This window comes from Acinetobacter sp. 802_lipA, from assembly GCF_058242885.1.
In genome coordinates, this window is the sequence record NZ_JBZAYP010000001.1 from 3,103,698 (window position 1) to 3,128,864 (window position 25,167).

23 protein-coding genes are annotated in these 25,167 nt (G+C 40.5%); 6 read left to right on the plus strand and 17 right to left on the minus strand.

The window, feature by feature from the left end; genetic code table 11:
• Positions 1–30 precede the first annotated feature (30 nt).
• The 8 genes from purD to AC4CU3_RS15400 form a co-directional block, all read right to left on the minus strand.
• On the minus strand, positions 31–1,314 hold the full coding sequence (purD, locus tag AC4CU3_RS15365) for a phosphoribosylamine--glycine ligase (protein WP_236770573.1): 1,284 nt from the start codon (positions 1,312–1,314) through the stop codon (positions 31–33).
• A 128-nt stretch (positions 1,315–1,442) separates the two neighbouring features.
• The gene (gene purH / locus AC4CU3_RS15370) at positions 1,443–3,017 is read right to left on the minus strand and encodes a bifunctional phosphoribosylaminoimidazolecarboxamide formyltransferase/IMP cyclohydrolase (protein WP_125274433.1); all 1,575 of its coding nucleotides are present in this window, start codon (positions 3,015–3,017) and stop codon (positions 1,443–1,445) included.
• Positions 3,018–3,107: 90 nt separating this feature from the next.
• Positions 3,108–3,377: a DNA-binding transcriptional regulator Fis gene (gene fis / locus AC4CU3_RS15375; RefSeq protein ID WP_001086304.1), complete on the minus strand. Its 270-nt coding sequence runs from the start codon at positions 3,375–3,377 to the stop codon at positions 3,108–3,110.
• Positions 3,378–3,757: 380 nt separating this feature from the next.
• Positions 3,758–4,657 (minus strand): MJ0042-type zinc finger domain-containing protein, encoded by a 900-nt coding sequence (locus AC4CU3_RS15380; protein WP_236770572.1) that lies wholly within the window; start codon positions 4,655–4,657, stop codon positions 3,758–3,760.
• A gap of 18 nt (positions 4,658–4,675) precedes the next feature.
• Positions 4,676–5,578 carry a 50S ribosomal protein L11 methyltransferase gene (gene prmA / locus AC4CU3_RS15385; RefSeq protein WP_004696394.1) on the minus strand — a complete coding sequence of 301 codons (903 nt, stop codon included), beginning with the start codon at positions 5,576–5,578 and terminating at the stop codon, positions 4,676–4,678.
• 114 nt (positions 5,579–5,692) lie between these two features.
• Positions 5,693–6,574: a bile acid:sodium symporter family protein gene (locus AC4CU3_RS15390; RefSeq protein WP_236770570.1), complete on the minus strand. Its 882-nt coding sequence runs from the start codon at positions 6,572–6,574 to the stop codon at positions 5,693–5,695.
• Positions 6,575–6,618: 44 nt separating this feature from the next.
• Positions 6,619–7,506, minus strand: a complete 888-nt coding sequence (locus AC4CU3_RS15395) for a bile acid:sodium symporter family protein (RefSeq protein ID WP_236770568.1) — start codon at positions 7,504–7,506, stop codon at positions 6,619–6,621.
• Positions 7,507–7,644: 138 nt separating this feature from the next.
• Positions 7,645–7,995, minus strand: a complete 351-nt coding sequence (locus AC4CU3_RS15400; protein WP_004696401.1) for a hypothetical protein — start codon at positions 7,993–7,995, stop codon at positions 7,645–7,647.
• Between the two features lie 253 nt (positions 7,996–8,248).
• Between AC4CU3_RS15400 and mnmG the strand changes: the two genes are divergently transcribed.
• Positions 8,249–10,129 (plus strand): tRNA uridine-5-carboxymethylaminomethyl(34) synthesis enzyme MnmG, encoded by a 1,881-nt coding sequence (gene mnmG, locus AC4CU3_RS15405; protein WP_236770566.1) that lies wholly within the window; start codon positions 8,249–8,251, stop codon positions 10,127–10,129.
• 44 nt (positions 10,130–10,173) lie between these two features.
• On the opposite strand, the gene AC4CU3_RS15410 is transcribed toward mnmG, so the two are convergent.
• Both AC4CU3_RS15410 and AC4CU3_RS15415 read right to left on the minus strand, forming a co-directional pair.
• Positions 10,174–12,249: a TPR end-of-group domain-containing protein gene (locus AC4CU3_RS15410; RefSeq protein WP_490738376.1), complete on the minus strand. Its 2,076-nt coding sequence runs from the start codon at positions 12,247–12,249 to the stop codon at positions 10,174–10,176.
• A gap of 491 nt (positions 12,250–12,740) precedes the next feature.
• On the minus strand, positions 12,741–13,742 hold the full coding sequence (locus AC4CU3_RS15415; protein WP_126037086.1) for a helix-turn-helix transcriptional regulator: 1,002 nt from the start codon (positions 13,740–13,742) through the stop codon (positions 12,741–12,743).
• Between the two features lie 239 nt (positions 13,743–13,981).
• Between AC4CU3_RS15415 and AC4CU3_RS15420 the strand changes: the two genes are divergently transcribed.
• From AC4CU3_RS15420 to AC4CU3_RS15440, 5 genes are read left to right on the plus strand one after another with little or no spacing between them, the layout of a single operon-like run.
• Positions 13,982–15,532, plus strand: coding sequence for a circularly permuted type 2 ATP-grasp protein (locus tag AC4CU3_RS15420; RefSeq protein WP_126037084.1), 1,551 nt, complete (start codon positions 13,982–13,984; stop codon positions 15,530–15,532).
• 25 nt (positions 15,533–15,557) lie between these two features.
• Positions 15,558–16,160 (plus strand): alpha-E domain-containing protein, encoded by a 603-nt coding sequence (locus AC4CU3_RS15425; RefSeq protein WP_004982053.1) that lies wholly within the window; start codon positions 15,558–15,560, stop codon positions 16,158–16,160.
• A complete protein-coding gene (locus AC4CU3_RS15430; RefSeq protein WP_126037082.1) occupies positions 16,157–16,936 on the plus strand; it encodes a transglutaminase family protein in 780 nt (259 codons plus the stop codon). Before AC4CU3_RS15425 ends, AC4CU3_RS15430 begins: the two co-directional genes overlap by 4 nt.
• 24 nt (positions 16,937–16,960) lie before the next feature.
• Positions 16,961–17,695 (plus strand): proteasome-type protease, encoded by a 735-nt coding sequence (locus AC4CU3_RS15435; RefSeq protein WP_004696423.1) that lies wholly within the window; start codon positions 16,961–16,963, stop codon positions 17,693–17,695.
• A 47-nt stretch (positions 17,696–17,742) separates the two neighbouring features.
• Positions 17,743–18,168: a BLUF domain-containing protein gene (locus AC4CU3_RS15440; RefSeq protein WP_279043072.1), complete on the plus strand. Its 426-nt coding sequence runs from the start codon at positions 17,743–17,745 to the stop codon at positions 18,166–18,168.
• 32 nt (positions 18,169–18,200) lie between these two features.
• On the opposite strand, the gene alr is transcribed toward AC4CU3_RS15440, so the two are convergent.
• The 7 genes from alr to AC4CU3_RS15475 all read right to left on the minus strand — a co-directional run bounded on the left by alr (position 18,201) and on the right by AC4CU3_RS15475 (position 25,113).
• Positions 18,201–19,271, minus strand: coding sequence for an alanine racemase (gene alr / locus AC4CU3_RS15445; RefSeq protein ID WP_279043074.1), 1,071 nt, complete (start codon positions 19,269–19,271; stop codon positions 18,201–18,203).
• Between the two features lie 47 nt (positions 19,272–19,318).
• Positions 19,319–20,764 (minus strand): replicative DNA helicase, encoded by a 1,446-nt coding sequence (dnaB, locus tag AC4CU3_RS15450; protein ID WP_279043076.1) that lies wholly within the window; start codon positions 20,762–20,764, stop codon positions 19,319–19,321.
• A 272-nt stretch (positions 20,765–21,036) separates the two neighbouring features.
• Positions 21,037–21,483 (minus strand): 50S ribosomal protein L9, encoded by a 447-nt coding sequence (gene rplI, locus AC4CU3_RS15455; RefSeq protein ID WP_004696433.1) that lies wholly within the window; start codon positions 21,481–21,483, stop codon positions 21,037–21,039.
• A 9-nt stretch (positions 21,484–21,492) separates the two neighbouring features.
• The gene (rpsR, locus tag AC4CU3_RS15460) at positions 21,493–21,720 is read right to left on the minus strand and encodes a 30S ribosomal protein S18 (protein WP_004278792.1); all 228 of its coding nucleotides are present in this window, start codon (positions 21,718–21,720) and stop codon (positions 21,493–21,495) included.
• An 11-nt stretch (positions 21,721–21,731) separates the two neighbouring features.
• Positions 21,732–22,118 carry a 30S ribosomal protein S6 gene (gene rpsF / locus AC4CU3_RS15465; RefSeq protein WP_004696436.1) on the minus strand — a complete coding sequence of 129 codons (387 nt, stop codon included), beginning with the start codon at positions 22,116–22,118 and terminating at the stop codon, positions 21,732–21,734.
• A 144-nt stretch (positions 22,119–22,262) separates the two neighbouring features.
• Complete coding sequence (locus AC4CU3_RS15470) at positions 22,263–23,018, minus strand: DUF3142 domain-containing protein (RefSeq protein ID WP_279043079.1); 756 nt, start codon at positions 23,016–23,018, stop codon at positions 22,263–22,265.
• Positions 23,019–23,025: 7 nt separating this feature from the next.
• A complete protein-coding gene (locus AC4CU3_RS15475; RefSeq protein WP_279043081.1) occupies positions 23,026–25,113 on the minus strand; it encodes a PA5441 family protein in 2,088 nt (695 codons plus the stop codon).
• Positions 25,114–25,167: the final 54 nt, after the last annotated feature.

Here is a 25,167-nt window from a genome sequence, read left to right on the forward strand (position 1 = left end):
ATTTAGCGGGTTTTTACAGTATGGATGCTTTTAAGCATTTTCACGCGCAATAGCACGATAACCAATATCTGTACGATATTGCATACCCGTAAATGTCACTTGACCACAGACTTCTAAAGCATTGACTTGCGCTTCAAGTACGGTATCGCCAAGAGCTGTGACACATAAAACACGACCACCCGCAGTCAAGATGTGACCGTCGGCACTCATTGTAGTGCCCGCATGGAAGATTTTTGTGTTTTCAGGAGATTGACCAAGACCAGAGATTACGTCACCTTGACGAACAGTTTCTGGGTAGCCTTCTGCTGCTAGGACAATACCAATTGATTTGCGTTCATCCCATTCAGCTTCTGCTGGAAGATTACCTGCAATACCAGCTTCAACCAGATCGACCAATGATGATTTTAAACGCATCATAATCGGCTGAGTTTCAGGGTCACCAAAACGACAGTTGAACTCGATCACTTTTGGTTGACCTTTGTCATCAATCATCAAGCCTGCGTATAAGAACCCTGTATAAACGTGACCGTCTTTTTTCATACCTTCAACGGTAGGACGCATCACTTCATTCATGGTTTTTTCAAATACATCTGCAGTCACCACAGGAGCAGGAGAGTAAGCACCCATACCACCCGTGTTTGGACCTTGGTCGCCTTCAAAAATACGCTTATGGTCTTGAGATGTTGCCATTGGTAAGATGTTGTCGCCATCAATCATACAAATGAAAGATGCTTCTTCACCAGCAAGGAATTCTTCGATCACAACACGAGAACCAGCATCACCAAACTTGTTGCCCGCCAACATGTCATCAATCGCATCAAAAGCTTCTTGATTAGTCATGGCTACAATTACGCCTTTACCCGCAGCAAGACCATCGGCCTTGATCACGATTGGCGCGCCATTTTTTTCAACAAATGCTTTCGCTGCATCGACTTCAGTAAATACATCGTAGAACGCAGTAGGAATGTTGTGGCGTTTTAAGAAGTGCTTAGCAAATGCTTTTGAGCCTTCTAGCTGGGCAGCAAATTGAGTTGGGCCCCAAATTTGAAGCTCTACCGCGCGGCAAGCATCAACTACACCATTTACCAGCGGTGCTTCTGGACCCACAATAATCAAATCTACTGCATTGTTTTTTGCAAAGTCGATAATTGCAGCATTGTCTAAAATGTTGAGTGCAACATTTTCACATTTGTTTTCTGTTGCAGTTCCTGAATTACCTGGTGCAACAAAAACTTTTGCAACTTTTTCATCTTGCGCGATTTTCCATGCCAATGCATGTTCACGACCGCCATTACCCAAAACTAAAATGTTCATCGGTTCATACTCCATGAATCGAAATGGCATAAAGTCCTCAGCCTAAAAAGGAGAGGACTTTATGTAAGATTTAGAAATCTGTTTTAAACCACATGTATGACTTTGTCATTACGGTCTGCATCTATCACTTAGTGACGGAAGTGGCGCATGCCAGTGAAGACCATTGCAATACCTGCTTCATCTGCAGCAGCAATGGTTTCTTCGTCACGCATAGAACCGCCCGGTTGGATAATACATTTAATGCCTGCTTTCGCTGCATTATCAATACCATCGCGGAATGGGAAGAATGCATCAGACGCCATTACAGCACCTTCAACCACTAAGCCTGCATGCTCCGCTTTAATCGCAGCAATACGCGCTGAGTTAACACGGCTCATTTGACCTGCGCCTACACCAATGGTTTGACGACCTTTAGCATAAACAATGGCATTTGATTTCACGTATTTCGCAACTTTCCATGCAAAAATTAAGTCATCAATTTCAGCATCCGTTGGTGCGCGTTTCGTCACGACTTTTAAATCATCTTTGGTGATCATGCCTAAGTCTTGGTCTTGAACCAATAAACCGCCATTTACGCGTTTATAGTCAAGTTGTGGCGCACGTTCATCAAGTGCAGGTAATTCACCGCAAACGAGAACACGAACATTTTTCTTCGCGCCAGTGACTTCAAGTACGCCTTCAGCAATGCTTGGCGCAATGATAACTTCAACAAACTGACGGTCAACAATTGCTTGTGCAGTTGCAACATCTAATTCACGGTTGAATGCAATGATGCCGCCGAAAGCTGATTCAGGATCTGTTGCATAAGCCAAGTCATATGCCGCATGAATACCATCTAAAGATACCGCAACGCCACATGGGTTTGCGTGTTTAACGATGACACAAGCCGGTTTTGCAAATGATTTGACACATTCAAGTGCGGCATCTGTATCTGCAATGTTGTTATAAGAAAGTTCTTTACCTTGAAGTTGTTTCGCTGTTGAAACAGATGCTTCAGTTGCTGTGCTTTCTACATAGAATGCTGCTGATTGATGCGGGTTTTCACCATAACGCAAGTCTTGAGCTTTATTTAACTGTGTATTGAAAGTACGTGCAAACTTGTCTGCTTGACCTTCTTCCTTGCCTACGCGAGCGCCTAGATAAGAAGCAATCATGCCGTCATACTGTGCGGTATGTTCAAATGCTTTAACGGCTAAGTCAAAACGAGTTTCGTAAGACAAAGCACCATTTGCTTTTAGCTCAGCAATAACAGTGTCATAGTCTGTAGCATTGACCACAATACCGACAGAAGCATGGTTTTTCGCAGCAGCACGCACCATGGTTGGGCCGCCGATGTCGATATTTTCAATTGCATCTGCAAGTGAGCAGTTCGGTTTAGCGACAGTTGCAGCAAATGGATAAAGGTTCACAACCACAAGATCGATCGCATCGATATTGTGTTCAGCCATCACAGCTTCGTCTAGACCGCGACGAGCTAAGATACCACCATGAATTTTCGGGTGTAGCGTTTTTACACGACCATCCATCATTTCTGGGAAACCCGTATGCTCTGAAACTTCGACTACAGCGATATTGTTGTCTTTTAACAACTTATATGTACCGCCAGTAGATAAAATTTCTACCCCTAGAGCAACAAGGTTTTGAGCGAACTCAACAATGCCAGTTTTATCGGAAACAGAGATTAAAGCGCGTTTAATGGTCATGATCTTCGTCACAGTTATCAAGAATTAAAACAAAAAGCCAAAAATAGCAGGTAAAAAAAATGCCCGCGGAAGCCGCAAGCATTTTATCATTTATTCACTCATTAAACCGTGAGCTTTTAACTTTTTACGTAAAGTTCCACGGTTAAGTCCTAGAATCTCCGCAGCACGTGTTTGGTTACCGCGGGTATATTCTAAAACTACAGATAGAAGAGGTTTCTCCATTTCTGCCAGCACCATGTCGTAGACCTGAGATGGTTGCTCGCCTTGCAGTTGTGCAAAATAGTGGCGAACTGCGCGATCTACGTGAATACGAAGAGCGACATCAGACTGTGCAGTAAAAATAGGAGATTTGCTATTCATGCGAAGTAATCCGAAAAATCTAAATATCACTTGGGTAAAGTGACATATATAAAGTGGTCTAAAATTAAAATGAACTTCGTTTTAGATCCTAAAACGACTAGTTCTAAAACTGTACATTTAGCATGCCACAATATCGCTAAGTTGGTCGAAATATAAGCGTAACAATAGTTAAATATTTGTTACCGACCTTTTTTAAACAAAAAAATCTGCTCAATACGCGATATTTCGATAACGCGCATTTTTGCTGATGTTCTATTTGTATTAAAAGACTGAGGAGATTGCAGCACTAAGCTTTTGTGGCGCGTATCATACCATTGTCTAAGAAAAAGTGAGCAAGAAAACTGCATTTTTTTTCACTTTTTTTACATTTTTTTTAAATTTTAGGGCTGGACTATTTCTAAACTGTAATGATTGAAGCTTTTACGGCTGACTGGCAGGCTAAATTTGAATTTGAACGGACTATTTTTAGGAATTCGTTTAATTCCAACCAGACTATCAATCAAATATTCATTTGCATGTAGTTGATAGGTTGAATCGACTTCACCATCCACTTTTAAAATGACCTTAAGATCTGGTAGGGGAAGACTGGTATCATGATAGTTGATCAGTTCACCTGAAAATTGAGTTTTCTGTGCCTCTATACGTTTTACTTTTAATTTATTAATGCTGATTAGGCTGTAGCGTTCTTGTAGGCTGCTACAGTTCAGTACAAGACAAATTTTATTATAGGTTGCGCCTAGTGCGGGGCTGTTATTGAGAATATGTGGGTTAAACCATAAGTATTGGAAACACAATAGCGCCAATAAGCTGAAGTTAACCACACCCCAAAGCATATAATACATCGGGCTTTTTTGCGGTTTCGCTGGATTGTTGTCTGCCAAATTCATGGCAGGATAGTTACCAATCGGGTCGGTACTAAAATAGTTTAAATTGTTTAAATAGGTTTTGAGGTCAATGTTGGAGTGCTCAACTTTCAGATTGAAAATATCAAGCAAATTTGATGTCGACATTGAAAGCGCAGCAGATTGTGATAAATCAAAATGAATGCTGTCTACACGAGGAGAGGAAAATGCGGAATTTGAAGACAGGCTCTTGTCATTCTGATTCGCTGATCTTTCCTCACCAGTGTCAAAAGTATGACCCGTGGTTAAATGCGAGAGCGCATTAAAGGTCATCGAACACTTTGGGCAACAAACCATACCTTGCGCAACAGTGAGTTGTGCAACACTTACTTTGTAGATGGTTAGGCATTTAGGGCAAGAGGTTTGTTTGTCGCTCATAGTGTATTAAGGGTTCATTTAAAGGGTGTGGCGTTTACCCGAGATTCGGCACCAGTTTTCATCACGTTTCTCGACCTCTAATATATCAAAAAACTCAGAATAAACACTAGAAACATCAGAAACTTGCTCTTCAATTACACCTGCAAGTGCGAACTCTCCCTCAGATTTGACCAAAGTTGCGAATTCCGGCGCTAACATCATAAGCGGGCCTGCCAAAATATTTGCAACAAAGACATCTGCTTTTTGGTCAGCCAGCTCTAAATTGAACTCATCTGGTAAGCCAACATAAAGGTTCTCAGCCACGCCATTGAGTGCCGCATTTTGTTCAGTGGCTAAAATTGCTTGTGGATCAATATCTGTCGCATAGACTTTTTTTGCACCTAGGAGTAGAGCAGCAACCCCTAAAATACCTGAACCGCAACCATAATCGATCACGATTTTATCTTTAACATCAGTTTTACCTAACCACTGCAGGCAAAGAAAAGTAGATGCATGGTTCCCCGTACCAAACGCTAAGCCTGGATCAAGTTTAATGTTCACTGCATCTGGTTCTGGTGCTTCCATCCATTCAGGAACGATCCAGTATTTGTCGGCAATTTGAATCGGTTCGTAGGCATCCATCCATGTGCGTTCCCATTCTTGGTCTTCAAGAAATTCACTACGCATCGGCGCATCAGGCATTTGAGTGCGAATAAACGTTTCTAATGCATTGACATCAATTTCTTCGTCGTCTTCTTGCGCATAGATACCTGTCACAATGACTTTATTCCAAAGTGGCGTTTCACCTGGAAGTGGTTCAAGTAAGTCTTGGTTTTCTGCATCATCTAATGTGACACTGACTGCACCCAAAGATTCTAAAAGGGTTTCAGTAAAATCGACTTGCGCTTGATCAACCGTAATATGAATTTGTAACCACTTCACAGGAATAACCTAATATTTATGTATAAATAAATATTGTAGCGGAACAGGGGGCAGTTCGACAGCATTCCTCAAAATAAAAAAGGATGCCGAAGCATCCTTAGATCTACACCTGTTCTAGGCTTGTTCTGTACTGGTTTGAACCGATGGGGCAAAACGGTTGAGTAATGTCCCAAAGATGGCAGCAAAGATATACATAAAAATAGAATAGACCGCTGCAGGCATGGCAATGGTGGTACTGGCCATCACGGTGAGTGCAATGGTCATGGCAAGGGTACTGTTATGAATGCCAATTTCAAAGGCACAGGCCCGAGCTTGAGCACTGTTGATCCCCAGTAGTCTCGGTACAAAATAACCAATCATTAAACTACAAATACAGAAAATGACTGTGGCTAAACCGACCTGAGTCAGATACTCCAGAATATGTGCGCGTTCTTTGGCTATTGCTCCAACAATGATTAAGACCAAAAATACAACAGAAAAAATACGTAATGGCTTATTCAGCTTCTTGGTAAAAGAGGGTGCATAGTGGCGAATCAACATACCAATACAGACAGGGATAAGAATAATTGAGAAAACTTGTAAGATTTTACTAAACTGCATACTGACGTGTTGTCCATCCTGCATAAAGTATTGAATGGCAAAGTTGACAATTAGCGGCAAGGTAAACGCTGCAATAACGGAGTTAATTGCGGTTAAGGTAATATTGAGCGCAATATCACCTTTGAACAAATAGCTAAATAAGTTTGCAGTACTGCCACCAGGAGAAGCGGCTAAGAGCATCAAGCCGACGGCAAGCAGTGGCGGTAAGTTGAGTACTATGCAAATTACAAAGGCAATCCCAACAAGAAGTACCAACTGACAAAATAAAGCAACCAATACTGCTTTGGGATGCTTGCTGACGCGTGCAAAATCCTTCGGGGTTAACTCTAAGCCCAAGCCAATCATGATGATGGCAAGAGCTAGGGGTAACATAATAGTTATAATTCCTGAATCCATAGGTGCATATTCTCCTTAAAATTATATAAATCATGACCGTGAACTTATTCAGCTACGGTCTCTTTCTTCAAAAATAAACTGTCATTTCTTCGCGAGATTAATAGGCCTAATAACGCAGCAAATACAAACATGAAAATAGAATAAATACCGGCAGGAATGGCCATGGCAGTGTTGCCTAAGACTGACAGGGCAACCGTAATGGCAAGTGCGGTGTTATGAATGGTGATCTCAAAGGAGCAAGTTAAGGCTTGCTTTTCTGGAATATTGGCAAGATGTGGCACAAAAAAACCAATAAACATGCTACAGAAGCAGAATAAGGCTACGGCAGGCCCAATCTCAAACACATATTCGACAAAATTATGTCGCTCTAAGTACAGTGCGAGAAAAAAGATAAAAAGAAGACAGCTTGCAGACAAAATACGCATTGGGCGGTTTAATCTGTCGGCAAGTTTTGGAAAGTAATAACGTAAAAACATGCCCATACTGACTGGAAGTAAAGTGATGAAAAAAACTTTCATCATTTTCATGGCGGGCATGTCAACGGGTTGTGATGTTTGTAGAAAGTACATCAGTGAAAAATTAATAATAAAAGGCAGGGTTAGTGTTGAAATGATGGAGTTCGTGGCTGTAAGAGTAATGTTGAGCGCAACATCACCTTTAAATAAATAGGTAAATAGGTTTGACGTTGGCCCACCTGGTGAGGCTGCAACGAGCATCAAACCAATCGCGAAAATAGGCGCTAAATTTAAAAACTGGCAAATGAGGAACGCAATGCCCACCAGCAGTACCAACTGTGAAAATAACGCGATGAAAATGACTTTGGGATGCAGTGTGAGGCGATAAAAATCAGCTGGGCGTAGGTGTAAACCAAGACCCATCATCATTAATGCCAAAGTCAAAGGCAAAAAAACTGTAAACAATTCCGAATCCATGGAATACCTTTTTTATTCGTTTTTATCTTTTGTGTTTTTTGAGTGTATACAGAATTCAATAATTTACAAGGTAGAAAAAAGGGTAAAAAATGGACTATTTTTTACCCTCAATACAGCATGAAATTTAAGTTGTTTTGATTACATTCTTGGTTTAGGTGCTACAAAACCAAGGGCACATTTGCCTTTGATTTCTTTACCTTCGATATTGATTGATGTCGCTTTTGAGTCGCCTTGGCAAATGCTGGCTAACTCAGCTTCATCACCATGAATATTGGCATTTTTTGAGCTTGGGAAAAATTGAGGTTCACAGGTACCATTCCAAATAATGCCTCGATAGGCAAAACTAACCGCTGTTCCTTGTGACTTGCCTTTACAGACTTGTTGATAACGTTGACTGTCATAAACCTTTTCAACTTTGTCGTTGGCTGATACAAAAGGCGAAAAAAATAAACCGCAGAGAATGGATGAAAAAAGAATTTTCTTATTCATAATGCTTACCTTTGGTTGTTGTTTGATCAACCTATAGGATAAAAAATGATCAAATTAATACAAGGCTTTTCAGGTAACAAAACGCATCCTTTGTTGAGTTTTTGCTACTGCTCTGCAAGTAAAATTACATAAATCTAGCGCTGGCGCAGTAAGCACAGCACCGCATATACAATAAATTCCACGGAATCTGTCAACTTACAATCGAAAATTTGCTATAATCTTTCGTTATCATTTTTTAATCTCCTTTACCACTATGCATTATCCTAAAGTTTACGATGTCATTGTTATCGGCGGCGGTCACGCAGGTACAGAAGCAGCATTGGCTGCGGCACGTATGGGGCGACAGACTTTACTCTTAACTCATAATATTGAGACTTTAGGGCAGATGAGCTGTAATCCAGCAATTGGTGGTATTGGTAAATCGCATTTGGTGCGTGAAATTGATGCCTTGGGCGGTGCAATGGCATTGGCTGCCGATAAAGGCGGTATTCAGTTCCGTATCCTAAACTCACGTAAAGGTGCAGCCGTTCGTGCAACACGTGCACAGGCAGACCGTATTCGCTATAAAGCCGCGATTCGTGACACTTTAGAAAACCAAGCAAATCTCGATATTTTCCAACAAGCCGCAGACGACTTGATTGTTGAGGGTGATACTGTAAAGGGCGTTGTAACTCAAACAGGTATCCGCTTTGATGCGAAAACAGTCGTGCTCACCGCAGGAACGTTCTTGGGTGGTGTAATCCACGTAGGGCTTGAAAAATCAAGCGGTGGCCGTGCAGGTGATCCACCTTCAATTTCACTGGCGCACCGTTTACGTGAATTGAATTTGCCTGTGGGTCGTTTAAAGACAGGTACGCCACCACGTATTGATGCGCGTTCAGTTGATTTTTCTGTGATGATTCCACAGCCGGGTGACTTCCCATCACCGACGATGTCATTCATGGGTGATGCATCTATGCACCCTGAACAAGTGAATTGTTATATCACACACACCAATGAAAAAACCCATGACATCATCCGCGGCGGTTTAGACCGTTCACCGATGTACACTGGTGTCATTGAAGGCGTGGGCCCACGTTACTGCCCATCCATTGAAGACAAAATTCACCGCTTTGCCGATAAAGACTCACACCAAGTGTTCTTAGAGCCTGAAGGTTTAGATACACATGAGCTTTATCCAAATGGTATTTCAACTTCACTTCCGTTTGATGTGCAGTTTGAGCTGGTTCGTTCAATTCGCGGGATGGAAAATGCGCACATTTTACGTCCGGGCTATGCTATTGAATACGATTATTTCAACCCGCAAGCGTTGAAGTTTACTTTAGAAACCAAAGCTATTAATAACTTGTACTTTGCTGGTCAAATCAATGGTACGACAGGGTATGAAGAAGCGGGTGCGCAAGGTCTACTAGCAGGCTTAAATGCTGCGCGTCGTGCGTGGGATCAAGAGCAATGGACACCAAAACGTGATGAAGCCTATATGGGTGTATTGGTTGATGACTTGATCACGCTAGGCACGAAAGAACCGTACCGTATGTTTACTTCACGTGCCGAATATCGTTTGATGTTGCGTGAAGACAATGCGGATCAACGCTTAACACCAGTGGGTCGTGAAATGGGCTTGGTGGATGATGTGCGTTGGGCAGCTTACTGTGAAAAAATGGAAGCCGTTGAACAAGAAACTGGTCGCTTACAACACCTTTGGGCTGCACCAAATAACCCGATGGGTAAAAAGTTTGTCGAAATGACAGGTGCGGATTTATCGAAAGAGTGTTCTGCAATTGATTTGTTAAAACGTCCGAATATTTCATTTGCTCAAATTGCGGAACTCACAGGTTCTGAAGTCTCTACACAAGTGGGCGATCAAATTGAAATCGCGGTGAAATATGCAGGTTATATTAACCGTCAGCATGAAGACGTTGCGCAAATGAAGCGTTTGGAAGAAACCAAAATTCCTGCTGATTTTAATTATGATGTTGTTTCAGGCTTATCTCGTGAAATTACTTTAAAATTGAAAGATGTGCGTCCTGAGACATTAGCTCAAGCAAATCGTATTCCGGGGGTAACACCTGCAGCAGTGCAATTAATCATGATTACGATCCGTAAGAATGCACAAGCGAAAAAATCTGCTTAATATTTTGAAGTGATAAAAAAACCCGCTCAGTGCGGGTTTTTTATTTATGCTACTTTTTCAGCTTCTTCTTTTGCTTTTAAGCGCTCTAATAGTTCAGTGAACCATGGTTCGTTTCGGACATTATCTAAATCTGTATCTTCCTTTAGATATTTGAGTGAGTTTTTAGGCAAGGTATCATGTTTTTCCGCATGTAGTAGATTGAATTTGGATTTTTCGCTATCTCTTATCAAGGCATAGTAGCAAGCTAAATTGTAAGTTTTATTGGGTTGGATTTTTAAAGCACTTTCATGTTGTACGAAAGCTTTTTCAAACAGAGATTCATCTTGTTTAATTTTGGCAAGATCAGAGCCGTAATTTCCAAGGTGATCCGCATGGTCCGGCTGGATTATCAAAGCACTTTCATATTGTACGAAAGCTTTTTCAAACAGAGATTCATCTTGTTTAATTTTGGCAAGATCAGAAAGAGCAGAGCCGTAATTTCCAAGGTGATCCGCATGGTCCGGCTGGATTATCAAAGCACTTTCATATTGTACGAAAGCTTTTTCAAACAGAGATTCATCTTGTTTAATTTTTGCAAGCTCAGAAAGAGCGGTGCCGTAATTTCCACGGTGATCCGGATCGTCAGGCTGGATTTTTAAAGCATTTTCATATTGTACGAAAGCTTTTTCAAACAGAGATTCATCTTGTTTAATTTTACCTAAGCCTAGAAGAGCATTGCCGTAATTTCCACGGTGATCCGGATCGTCAGGCTGGATTTTTAAAGCATTTTCATATTGTACTAAAGCTTTTTCAAAAAGAGATTTATCTTCTCTGATTCGAGCTAATTTACTGAGCGCAATAGCGTAGTGACCGATAATTGTATCATCTTTAATTTTAGGGTTGATAGTAAAACAATTTTCAAAAAAATCTTTTGCTTTTATTAAAGCATCAATTTTATTGCTACTAATTAATTTAGTCCCAACGTCAGCATATGCTTGATAAAAGTCAGGTTTTAATGAAATTGCTTTATCAAAGTGGATTTGAAATTGACTTTCATCCTTTGTTAAAAATATTAGTGCTTTGCCTAAATACGCTGAAGCAACAATTTTAGAGATAGGCTTAATCTTTAGGTCGAGATTTTTGACCTGATTAATAATGGTTTCAAATTTTTTGGCATGTAAAAGTTCAGCGAGCTTTATAGTTGTAATCGCAGGTTTCGTTTTATCGGCAATCTCTAGGGTCTTTTTCGTGTCTTCTAACACATCAATTTCACTTTCTGATGTATTTAAAGGAAAATTATTTACATACTCGCAAATTTCTTTCAGGTGTTTGATAGGGTCTTTAAAAAGTTCTGTTGGAAAACATTTAAGTTCAATTGCGAGTTCTAATAAAAACTTATCGGCATCTTGTTCACCAATAAAATTACGATGATTTGGATTCACTTCAATAAATTTTTTTACATTGGAATTCGGCTCTTTTCCATAATCAATCCAATATAAACGGTGCTGACCGATAAAGTTTTCTTCAACTAATTGAAAAAAGGCATCTGCTCCACCGCTATAGCCAATGAATAAAGTTGGTGATGTATTAATTGTATTTTTAATATAGTTTTTTAATTTGTTAGCTTGAGATGAGGTATCAGCATCTGAGTTCGCTAGTTGAAATCCGCTCCATTGACCATGTAGATGAACAATAGATTGATTAGGAATAGCTGTAAAGTATTCTTCAGATAGCACTTTTAAGTCATAAATAGGTGGAAAGAAATTATCTAAACTGCAAGCACGATTTAGAATATTGTCAAAATTAAAAGTAAGTACTTTTCCTAAATAACCATTTTTTAAAAGGCTACCCAAAGCAATGTGTGCCCAATTAATTTTGGCTTTAGTGATGTGTTTTTCGATTAGAGTTTTTTGCTCATGTGGAGTGAGCTTACTCATACATAGACCATAATCTTTTTTTTCTTGGTCTGACAGGCTTTTGAGATTACCTTTGTGTTTCCTGTTGATTTCAGCAATCAGTTCGCTTGCTAAAGGCATGCCTGCGCTCTTGGAGCAACCAGCACCTGTAAATACAATTACTGGTGTTCCTTGTTTTTTGCTGTCTTTTATTGTTTTTGCAATATCTTTAACTGTGAAGCTCATTTTATAACTTATTAAAAAATATATATTTTTATTATATGAAATTTAAATCAAATTAACACTGATTTTCTCTTAGTAAAAGCCCGCGAAATGCGGACTTTTTATCGTTTAATTTTAAACTATTGGTTTTGACTATGGTTTGATCATAAGGCTGGCTTTTTGTTTTGGCAGATAAACAAAGCAAAATAGTTGTTTAAGATAAAAACAGATAAAAATAGCCAATCATGTTATTTCACAAAAGTATCGCCATCTTTTAAATTGATTTTACGTTCTTAACATGAGGTCAACACCATGACGATGAAATCGATCCGTTTTAACAGTGGAGAACTTGCATGCCAATGCTAGTTTGTATCAATCACCAAAAACAGCGCACTTATCTTGGTTTAGGGGAGGCATTAAACCAAGATGAGCAATGAAAACGACAAACCCAAGCAATTCAAATATCTAATACCAAAAAGACTGTAAAGCCCCTAATATTTGGGGCTTTTTTTATTTTAGTCGGTGATGGTCTGATTAACTGCATCACGAACTTCTTTGGGTTCAATGTGACTAATTTTATGCCCAAAACTACGTAACCACCACACCAGTTGATTGGTAAAAGGGACGGTCGCATGAACCAAGATTTGCCCATTTCCAAGCGGTTCTAAAACCTGATTGGTACTGAGTTTGGTTTCTTCCAAATACAGTGCATCTATTTCAGTCATAGTCAGGGTAAGTGCAACGGTTTCTGTAGGTTTTGAAAAGTCTACACGGAAACCTAATGCACCCGATTCGATATATTCATCGATATCAAAATTGACGGGATGTAAGGCACGAGTGTTTAAAACTGTCGCAGATTTGAAACGGTGCAGTGCAAAGGTTTGAATATCAGTTTTGTCGTGGCGCGTACAAATTAGATAAATAATTGCACCTTTTTGAACCAATGCGAGTGGATTGAGCGTATAGGTTTTTGCTTCAGCCGTTTGGTTTAAACCTTGATAAACGCATTCCAGTTGTTTGTCTTGGAGCAGTCCTTCATAGATGGCTTGCTGTGCTGTTTTCTCCACAATTGGGGGAATCAGCGGTTGTGTCGCAGGCACAATGCGTACGCGGTTAATCCATTGGCGCACATTGTTTTGGGTCGATAGGCTACGACGTGCTAAGTCAAACCATGGATTCATTTCTTCAATTAAGCTGGGTGGAAGAAGATGTTTAAGGTGTTCTTCAACCATCATAAATGTCACCGCTTGAGAGCTGGTCATGTGCGGTAAGCTTTGAATCGGGGCATCAGAACGCCAACGCCAGCCTTGAGGCACAGCCCCATTGTTTTCAATCGGAAAGCGTTGAGAGATTTGGTTTAAATCACGTTGAATGGTCCGTAAAGTAATATCGATGCCTTCACGTTGTAAAATCTCTTGCAGCTCTCGAGTGCCCATCCATTTTCCAGAGGAAAGGCGAGACAAAATTTGCCATTGGCGATAGAGACTATTGGACGTTTCTTTTTCTTGTATAGACATAGTTTAATAAAATATAGGAGTCGAAATTACTTACTTGAATGTGAACACAATAAGAAAACTCATTCGTTTAAGCAAGCTTTGCTTGAAATTTTTCAGTTATATTTTTTGACACAACTTAATGCGAAATAGAATTGAAGCAATGCGTTTTTTATCGATTAATAAACAAAGCATCTTTAGAAATCCATGGCATAGATATTGCTACGTATGGGTTACATATCGATAACAATTGAGAGGTTTGTATGTTTAAAGAAGATAAAGATACAAATGTAAATACGATGTTGGACGGATATAAGCTTAACTCTCCTGTATTAAATCCGATTCACTCTCATGATCGTCTATCGAGCCAGTCTGTTGGATTGTTTCATCAAATGACCTCGAATTTCTTTAATGAAATGACAGATGACCAAGCGATGTCGGGTGAGGCTTGTGCGCGTATTGAGCACTGGTTGTCACAGCATAGTGTAGAAGAACTCGAAGAACTAAACCAAATTGCCAAACAGCATTTTTTATATGAAGGTATTACGTTTACTGTATATGGTGAATCTGAGGGCATTGAGCGCACCATTCCTTATGATTTAATTCCACGTGTGATCGCTAAACAACAATGGAATAAAATCTCACTTGGCTCTGCTCAACGTGTGCGAGCTTTAAATCTATTTTTACATGATATTTACCATCAACAAGACATTCTTAAAGCGAAAATTATTCCAGAACTGCAAGTGTTGACGCATGAGGCTTATCAACCAAATATGTATGAGCACCGTTTAAAAGGTCAGATTTATAGCCAAATTAGTGGAATTGATATTATCCGTGATGGGCAGGGTGAGTTTTATGTGCTCGAAGATAATTTAAGAACGCCATCAGGCGTGTCTTATATGCTTGAAAGTCGTAAGATTAGTGAAAAACTCATGCCAGATTTGATGCAGAAGAACCATATTTTAGGCATAGAACAATACCCACAATTACTTAAGCAAATCTTGGCTGAAAATGCGTATGTCGATCAGCCTTTCATCGTGGTGTTGACACCGGGACGTTTTAATAGTGCCTATTATGAACATGCTTTTTTAGCCCGTGAAATGGATGTGCCTTTGGTGACATCGCGCGATTTGTTTGTGGAGCATGATAAAGTCTATGTCAAAACCATTCGTGGCCGTCAACGAGTAGATGTGATTTACCGCCGTTTGGATGATGCATACCTTGACCCACTGTGCTTTATGCCGAATAGCACTTTAGGTGTCGCAGGGTTGATGTCGGCTTATTTGAGTCATAACGTGGTTATTGCGAATGCACCAGGCACAGGGGTTGCGGATGATAAGTCGATTTATCCTTATGTTGATAAAATGATTCAGTTTTATTTAGGTGAAAAACCTATCTTAAAAAATGTTCCGACATATCAATGCCGTAACAAGCAAGATTTGGCTTATGTACTGGAGAACCTTGAGCGGTTAGTGGTCAAAGAGGCGCAAGGTTCGGGTGGGTATGGTATGCTGATTGGACCGCAAGCCTGTAAAAGCCAAATTGAGCAATTTAGAGATAAGCTCATGGCGACGCCGCATTTATATATTGCCCAGCCTACTTTAGAGCTTTCTGTCAGTCCAACCATGACTGAATCGGGTGTGTCTGAGCGTCATATTGACCTTAGACCGTTTGTGCTCAGTTCACCGTATCGTACCGAAATTGTCCCTGGCGGTTTAACACGTGTTGCGATGAAAGAAGGTTCGTTAGTGGTCAACTCATCCCAAGGAGGAGGAATTAAAGACACTTGGGTCGTGGAAAACTTACATTCATAAAATAAACAAATATGAGGGTAGAACTATGATTTTATTAAGTACCAATGCTGAAAATATTTTTTGGTTAGGGCGTTATTTAACACGTACTCAATATTTGTGTGCTCAGTTTCCTTTTACCCAAGACCAGCCTGCAATGGATTATGCGCATGCATTTTGTTTGCCTGCTTTTGATGCGTGCTCACTGAATGAGCTGATTTTAAACCCAAACAACCCTGCTTCATTTAACCAGCAATTTCAAAGCGCCAAGAGTAATGTTCAAGACTTGCGTGGGATTCTATCTGCAAAGGCCTATGCAGAACTGAATCAATTTATCAAAAATGCCACTGAAAACACCGCCTATATTTGTGATGTGGTTGGAGAGTGTCAGGATGTACTTGAGTCTGAAGCCAGTGATGTCTTTTTATTCTTTAGTTTGGGGCAAATGATTGAGCAGCTTGACCGTCAAATTCGCCTGAAACAAGATGCACAAAATACTTTAGTTGAAATAGAAAACATCGTCATGTTGTTAAAAGAAATGGGCTGGCTAAATCTGGCACAGGCTTGGCTAGAGCTCAAATCGCAACCTGATGCGATGAATTTTTATCATTTTAGTGATTATATTCAACAATTGTTTGAGGTTGATGTATGAAACTTATGATCAATCACCAAACGCATTATCAATATAGTGAATTGGCACTGAATAGTATTCAATATATCAAAATGACACCCACGAATAATTCACACCAAAAGGTATGTCATTGGCATGTGAGTGTGCCAGGAGAGCGTGAAGAAAAACGGGATGCCTTCCAAAATATTTGGATTACCAGTTCGCAACGTGAAGCGTATCAACAGCTGACCATAATGGCACAGGGCATTGTTGAAATTAATAGCTTGGCAGAACATGGCATCCAAGATCGTCTGAATCCCAATTTATTTTTACAACCGACGCCCAATACTCAGTGCAATGCCGAAATGAAGGCATTTGCACATCAGTATGTGCCTGAGCTGAATCGGGAAAATTTGATGAAACTGTCAGAAGCAGTTTTAGCGCATATTCCTTATGTACCTGCTGAAACCTCGGTACTCACTTCGGCAATCGATGCATTCAATGGGCAGCAAGGCGTATGTCAGGACCATAGTCATGTTTTTATTGCCATGTGTAAGCATCTTGGCTTACCGGTACGTTATGTATCGGGGTATTTGCATGTGCCTGAAACTTCACACCTCGCCAGTCACGCGTGGGCCGAGGTGTATATTGATGATGCATGGTATTGTTTTGATACCAGTAATCAATTGTTCAAACCACAGTCACATATCTATGTAGCTATTGGGCGTGATTATTGGGATGTGGCTCCCGTTCGTGGCGTACGTGAAAAAGGTGGGGTGGAATCGATGCATTCCATGGTACAAGTTTTAAGTTGTTAAGGTTTAGCTGAAAAAGGATGTTCTATGACCTATTGTTGTGCACTTCGTCTGCAAGATGGTTTGGTTTTTATAAGTGATACACGTACGAACGCAGGTGTAGACCATATATCCGTGTTTAGGAAACTATATACCTTTGGTGTGGAGGGTGAACGCTTTATTGCGATTCAAACCTCAGGAAACTTAGCAACGACCCAAGCGGTGATTGGGCATTTAAAAAATCATCTGGAGTTAAGCCAAGAACCCAATTTATATAGTGTCAATACCATGTTCGAAGCGGCTGAGTTGGTCGGGCATACTTTGAAAAAAGTCTTGGCGGATATGGCACCAGACACGCAAGAACAAAGTAATTACTACTGCAGCTTATTGGTCGGTGGGCAAATTAAAGGGGCAGAAATGCAACTTTATAATATTTATCCGCAGGGGAATTTTATTTGTGCGACCAAAGATACGCCGTATTTTCAAATTGGTGAAAGTAAATATGGCAAGCCGATTCTAGATCGTGCATTACGGTATGACATGCCCTTAGATGAAGCGGTGAAGTGTAGTTTAATTTCTTTTGATTCAACTTTACGTTCCAATGTTTCTGTAGGTTTGCCCTTAGATGCTTTGGTGTACACAAGAGATAGTTTACATATTCCAGTGGGTAAGCGGATTGACGAAGAGGATCCGTATTTTTCAAGTATCAGTAAGCAATGGTCGGATACCTTAAGAAAAGGATTACAAGAATTGGCAAAGCCGACGGATGACTATTTAGTATAAATGTGTTAGATGCTAAAAATAATGAAATCAATCAATTGGGGAAGTCTATGCGGCAAATTTGCTATGCAAGTACTTCAACTTCGGATCAGGTGCAGCTTCTTCAAGATGTTCGGGACACTTTAAGCGAAGCACGTGATTTTAATGCAATACATAATATTTCAGGCGTTCTTTATTATGCAGATCAGCATTATTTCCAGTGCTTAGAAGGGGATGACGCTACTTTAGAACTATTAATGTCGAAATTATTGAAAGACCATAGACATAAAGATATCAAAGTCTTTGAGGCGAAAACCATTCACGCGGCACATTTTAAAGCTTGGGGCATGAAGTATGTGCAACGTATGAGTAGTGTACATACCAAAATGCGTGAAATGGGTTTTGCAAAATTTGAACCACAGAGCATGAATCAACAACAAATTGATCAGCTATTGCAAGACCTTTACGATGCCCAGCCCGATGAGAGTTTGTGTTGAAAAAAGCCCAAGTAGAACTTGGGCTTTTTTTGTTAGATTTGCTTACGTATAGGGCGATTGCTTAACCGGCAAAGTAGCTCATAACCAATGGTTCCATTGGCTTCCGCAACATCGTCAACTAAGCGGTTTTCACCCCAGAGCTCAACTTTGGTGCCCAGTCCAGCGTTTAAACCCGTCACATCGATCGCAATCATATCCATTGCTACTCGGCCCACAACAGCTACTGCCTGACCATTTATAGCAACATAGTTTTGTTTTGGAAAAGCACGTGGGTAGCCATCGCCATAACCAATCGAAACAATGGCTAGTTCAGTTTCTTGGTTTGCGACAAAATGCGAGCCATAGCCGACACCTTCACCTGCTTGAATGGTATTTAATGCAATAATTTCCGCCGTGAAGGTCATAACTGGCTTTAAGTCTAAGTCGTGTGCATTTTTATCGGCAAAAGGTGACGCACCGTAAAGCATGATGCCAGGACGAACAAAATCAAAATTAAGTTCAGGCCATTTAAAAATAGCAGCTGAGTTACAACATGAGGCTAGAATCGGTGAGCACGCTTCTTTGATGTGTAGAAATTGCGCACGTTGCTGCTCATTGAGTGGGTGATCCGCATCGGCATTGGCAAAGTGCATTGCCAGTACACATGTAAAGCCTTCTGTTTTTAAAGTGTTGATGACATCAATGATTTCAGCAACTTTAAAGCCTAAACGGTTCATACCGCTATTAAGTTTGACCCACACTTTGAGCTTTTGAGTGATATACGCTGCTTTGTGTGCGATCAACCAATCGACTTGTTGTTGCTGATGAACCACACACTCGATATTTTGCTCAATGACGGTTTGCATTTCATCGGCCGAGAAAACCCCTTCAATTAGGGTAATCGGTTGCTCAAAACCGAGTGCACGAATTTCCAGTGCTTCTTCTAAACAGGCGACGCCAAAGGCATCGGTTTCACTTAAGGCTGCTAAACAGTCTTTGACTCCGTGTCCATAAGCATTGGCTTTGACCATGCTGACGATTTTCGCGTTTGGGGCAAGTTGTTTGACACGGTTTAAATTATATTGCAGCGCTTGGCTATCAATATAAACTGTTGCTTGACGCACCCTAATTACTCCTACAGGGTCATGGAAAGGCGACGATGAGGCTTTAATTATTCCTCATCATCGTACTGAGCATAAAACTCAGGGGATAAGTTGCTAAAGCGGGTGTATTGGCCTTCAAAAGCAAGTCGAACGGTACCAATAGGGCCGTTACGTTGTTTACCAATAATAATTTCGGCAGTGCCCGCTTCTTTGGACTCTTTGTTATAGACTTCGTCACGGTAAATAAACATGATTAAGTCGGCGTCCTGCTCGATCGCACCGGATTCACGTAAGTCTGACATCACGGGACGTTTATTTGGACGATTTTCGAGGGAACGGTTAAGCTGAGACAATGCAATGACGGGACAACTCATTTCTTTGGCTAGTGCTTTTAAACTTCGTGAAATTTCACCAATTTCACCGACACGGTTATCCCCCATGCCTGGTACTTTCATTAGCTGTAAATAGTCGACCATAATACAACCCAGTTTTCCACCATGTTGCTTTGCAATCCGGCGCGCACGTGCACGTAATTCTGTAGGTGGAAGCGCAGAAGAATCATCAATATATAGATGCTTATCTTGAAGTTGTAGAATAGTACCCGTGACTTTAGACCATTCATCACCATCCATTTTACCTGAGCGTAAATGTCCTTGATGTACGCGCCCCCAAGAAGAAATTAAACGCATAGCAATTGAATCGGCGGGCATCTCCATGGAAAAAACAAGAGCGGGTAGGTTATTGTTAAATAAGACACTTTCAACTAAATTCATTGCAAGTGTAGTTTTACCCATTGATGGACGGGCAGCGACAATAATCATGTCACCCGCTTGCATGCCTGATGTTTTATTGTCGAGTTCAAGGAAACCTGTAGTTAAACCTGTGATGCTACCTTCCATTTGCGATAGCTCATCAAGTTTAGTGATTAGGTCTGCAGTCACACTCGCAATCGGTTTTGGGCCTTGTGCTTTGGCATTATTATTATGTTGTTCTGCAATCGAGAAAATATTAGTTTCTGCTAAATCTAAAATTTCACTGACACTACGACCTTTGGTGTCATAGGCATTTTGTAAAATTTCAGAGCTGACTTTAATCATGCTGCGTAAAGTCGAAAATTCTTTGATTTTAGTGGCATAAGTTTCCATGTTATAGAAACTAGACGGGGAGTCTGCCATCAATTGCATCAGGTACTCTTCACCACCAACCGCATCGAGTAGGTTTTGTGTGGTGAGCCAGTCATTGACTAAAACCGCATCATAGGGTGAGCTGTCTTTGGAGAGTTGCGCAATGGCGCGAAAAATATATTTATGACGCGTCGCATAAAAGTCATTTTCAGTCAGTACATCGCCAACTTGTTCAAAGGATTCAGCAACCGTCATTAAAGCGGCAAGTACGGCTTGTTCCAATGCTAAGTTATGCGGAGGTGTACGGAATTCTTTCAGTTGCCCTGACTCATTCGGTTTATTGTCTTGTTTCGATGAGCTCTTTTGAGCAGTGGCATTCGCCTGTGACATATAACGCCCTGATTTTTAATACAGTAAGAGGGATAACTTAAGATAAATTTCACTGTAAATTTGGAAAAAATTACAGCCATTTAACTCTATGCACTTTATCAAAAAATGCAGCTGCTGTGTGCTGAATTCAAGGCTTATGGATAAAACCCATAATATTCAAATTTGGCATTTTACGGGGCAGACTGATGATGTTTTAAGCTGAGGGATGAAACTACTTTTTCATAGAGATAAAAAAAGAGCATGCAAAAGCATGCTCTTTTTTTTGCAAGAAATTACTCAGATACGATAGTAACGAGAACTTCAGCAACAACATCATGGTGCAATTGGATTGCGATGTTGAATTCGCCAGTGTGACGAAGTGCACCGTTCGGTAAACGAACTTCTGCACGGTCAACTTCAAGACCAGCATTTGTTAACGCGTCAGCGATATCACGAGTACCGATAGAACCGAATAGTTTACCTTCGTCACCAGCTTTCGCAGTGATTACGATGTTAACTTCGTCTAATTGGCTAGCACGTGCTTGAGCAGCAGCTAAAACATCAGCTTCAGCTTTCTCAAGTTCAGCGCGACGAGCTTCAAAAGCAGCAGTGTTAGCTTCAGTAGCTGCTACTGCTTGACCTTGAGGGATAAGGTAGTTGCGGCCGTAACCAGCTTTAACTGAAACTTTATCGCCTAATTTACCAAGGTTTTTAATGCGTTGTAATAAGATAATATCCACAGCTCAACCTCACTTATGATTGTCAGTGTAAGGGATCAAAGACAAGTAGCGAGCTTGTTTAATAGCAAGCGCTAATTGACGTTGGTAACGAGCTTTAGTACCTGTAATACGGCTAGGAACAATCTTGCCGTTTTCAGTGATGTACTGTTTTAAAGTGTCGATATCTTTGTAGTCGATGTACGTAACGTTCTCAGCTGTAAAGCGGCAGAACTTGCGACGACGGTAAAAACGTGCCATTGATGTTCTCCTTATGCTTCAGCAGAGTCTTGAGCTTGTTGTGCTTCTTCACGTTGAGCTTTACGCGCACGTTTTTCTTCAGCACTCTTAGCCAATAGTGACTCTTCAGTGATAGCGTTCTCACGACGGATGATAAGGCTACGAATAATTGCATCGTTGTAACGGAACAATTCTTCTAACTCATCAAGAGTAGTTTGACCACACTCAACATTCATAAGAATGTAGTGAGCTTTGTGGATCTTGTTGATTGGGTAAGCCAATTGACGACGGCCCCAGTCTTCAAGACGGTGAATTTGACCTTCAGCTTCTTTGATGTGAGTTAGGTAGCGTTCTACCATACCAACGACTTGATCGCTTTGATCAGGGTGTACTAAAAGTACGATTTCGTAATGACGCATTGTCAGCTCCTTACGGTTTAAACAGCCCCTAACAAAAAAGTTGTTAGAAGCAAGGAGTCACAACCTAGGTTGTGTCGCATTAGATGCGAAGGGGGAATTCTAGAGACTTTGCTCGCCAAATTCAAGAACTTCTCTTAAAAAGCCCTAATTATTTTGAGGTTTTGAGCGTAAAAGGAAGACGACATAGCCTTTAAAGTTCGGATCATTTTCAAGCTTGGGCGGTCTATGCCACTCACCATATTGAACAATGCCAATTTTATAAGGCAGTTTTAGTGCTGAAACTTTTTTTAGATAAGCTGCATAGTTGGGTATGGTGGTTGAACCTTGATAGGTTTGAATGACCAACTCATCGATGGTGTTATTCAGGAGGTTTAAAGTCTCTTGGTTTGTCACATTGGTCCAGTCCATTAAACCCGTGATACTGAGTTGATAGTGCTGCGGTAATTGTTTTCTTAATTGACTTAAGAATAGGGCATATTGGTGGATATGTCTGGTTTTGGCATCGAAATCAATTTGTATGCCTTGAATATGATTCCCTGCATTTTCCCATTGCTGAACGCGTTTTAAAATTTGTGTAAGCTCTTGGCCTTGCCAGTCTAAATGATAATTACGAAAAACCAGCCACACCTTTTGCTGAGGAATTGTTAAGACGCTTACGCCTTGCGGTATGAGCTTAGAGTGATGTGTTTGGGAATCTAAACGGATTTCACCTTGTAAAATATAAAGTTCTTTAGCCGCATTTAGGTAAGGGGCAGATGAAATATTGCCCCAAATCCAAAATGCATCATAGTCTTCGGCATTTACCTGACCAGATGTTGAAGCTGACTGACTCGGCTGACAAGCCATGATGCTGAGCATACAGATCAGCGTCATAACAACGGAAAAAATCTGCTTCAACATATATGTCTTACCAGTAATACTTTAAAGATTGTGCCCAAGAGGTACTTGGATAGTCGCGTTTAATGTGGTCGAACCATTGTTTTCGGGTGGATTTTTCAACTTCTGCATCCTGACAGTCATTCATCCCGCTTGGTGAATAACACATGATTGAGCGATAAAGCGCATAAGCTTTTAAATCGGGTACAGAACTGGATTTGATGATGTCTTTATACACTTGACCACGGGCAAAAATTGCACCTTGAAAGCTGGAAGTTTCTTTTTCTAAAGCGGTGACATAGCTTATGTTGTAGCCTTGAGTCGAGCGTGCATATTCGCCCAAACAAAGTCGGAGCTTTAAATCTTGAGATGAATTTTCAAGTTTTTGAGTCAGGCTGAATAAATCGGGGCATTGAATCTGTGGCGTGATTTTTGTTCCTACCCAAATGAAATCACTGAAAGGCGGTTGGTTTTTATAATTTTTATATGTTTCTGAGTCATATTTATACTTCGCGACATCTTGTGGTAGCAGTACAAAGGCTTGATTAAACAGTTTAAAGTTCTGATGCACCAATGATTTTTGCAAAGTTTTATATAAGGCTAAATTTTTTTGATCTGTATTTGATGCTTTGCTCTGTACAATTTGCATTAAGCTTTTTTCATTGGCTTCATTTTCAATAAAGCTTTTTTGCAATGAAGCTTGCTTGATTTTAGCATCTGAACCGATGAATAGGTTCGCACTTTGCTGTTGGGCATAATGTGGATATAACATCAGCTCAAATAAGCCACGTTGTTCAACTTCTTTCGATTGACTAAGCCAACCTTCCCAATATTGTTGCGCATTTTGAGTTTGTCCGAGTTTCTCTAAAATACGACCTTTTAACAATATTTGACTGAGTTGAAGGTAACTCTTGATTGCATTAGAGGAATGTTCTGTCAAATATTTTAAAGCTTCGGCTGGTTTGTTCTGCACAAAGAATAAGTGATTGGCTTGTAGGTATTGGAACAGTTCTGGCTGACTCTTAAATAGTGTTTTTTGGTTGTTGAGTTCAGACCAGCTTAAGACTTTATCTTCTGCCGATGTTGCCTGACGCATTTGCATTAAATCTGAAATAGCCAGAAAGAAGGGATCTTTTAGATTTTTTGCATTGAATGAGCGGCTTTGAAATACATGGCGATCCATTTCAAAGACTAGATTATCGAGCTCTAAATTATAGTATTTGGAATCAGGATGATTGATTTGCCATGCGAGTTCGTTGGTCAGGAGTTCGGTATTTCCACTCAGCCAATAACAACGACGTAGTAAACCGCGTGCACTTGCCGCATATTTTCCCTCAGGAAAGCGTTTGAAGTAGGTAGTGATATGCTCATAGGTGTTTTTGAGTAAAGTCTGATCTACTTTATCGATTTTTAAGTCGCCATATTTACCGACACCCGACTGATAGCTGTCATTGAGGCTGCTACGGATCAACATATATTGCGATGTTTCTTTGATCCAAGGCTGATCAACCGTAGTTAATACTGAGTAAATTTTAGTAGCTGTGGAAAAGTTACTGTTGTAAAAGGCAATGGTTGCATTTAAATAAGACGCATACTGACGTGCTTGTATAGACCAGTTTGGATTGACTTGAATGAGTGCAAGATCACGGTCACAGGCCGAGATATTCTGTCTTTCTTGAATCAGTAAATCTTTTTCCGCTTTGCTGAGATTTTTGTCGGCTTTCACCTGCTGGGTAAATTGATCCGCACCATTGTCTAGGCTACTACAATGTTCTTGGTAAGGCGTCTTTTCATTGTTTGGTTTTAATCGGGCATTCGGTCGTTTATTGGTTACGCTTTCAAACAATGTTTTAGCCGCAAATGGTACGTTGCTATATTCAGTTTCCCAAAGCGGATTATTTGGCTGATTGAAATTCAATTTGGCCAAACCCATGTCGCTCAGAAGTAAGAGCATATTGGTTTGATTGTCATTGGCGGGTGTGAGTGCAGGCAAATTGTCACAAGCTGTATAGGCATTGGTTTGAATGTTGGTCGATGGATAGCAAGAAACATCGAAACCAGAAAAACTGTGCGTGCTATAAACAAGGCTAATAGGGAACAGACTAGGGCCTGTTGACATTTTCTGTTCAAAAAAATAGCGAGAAAGTAAAATTTAATCGCCAAACCAAATTTA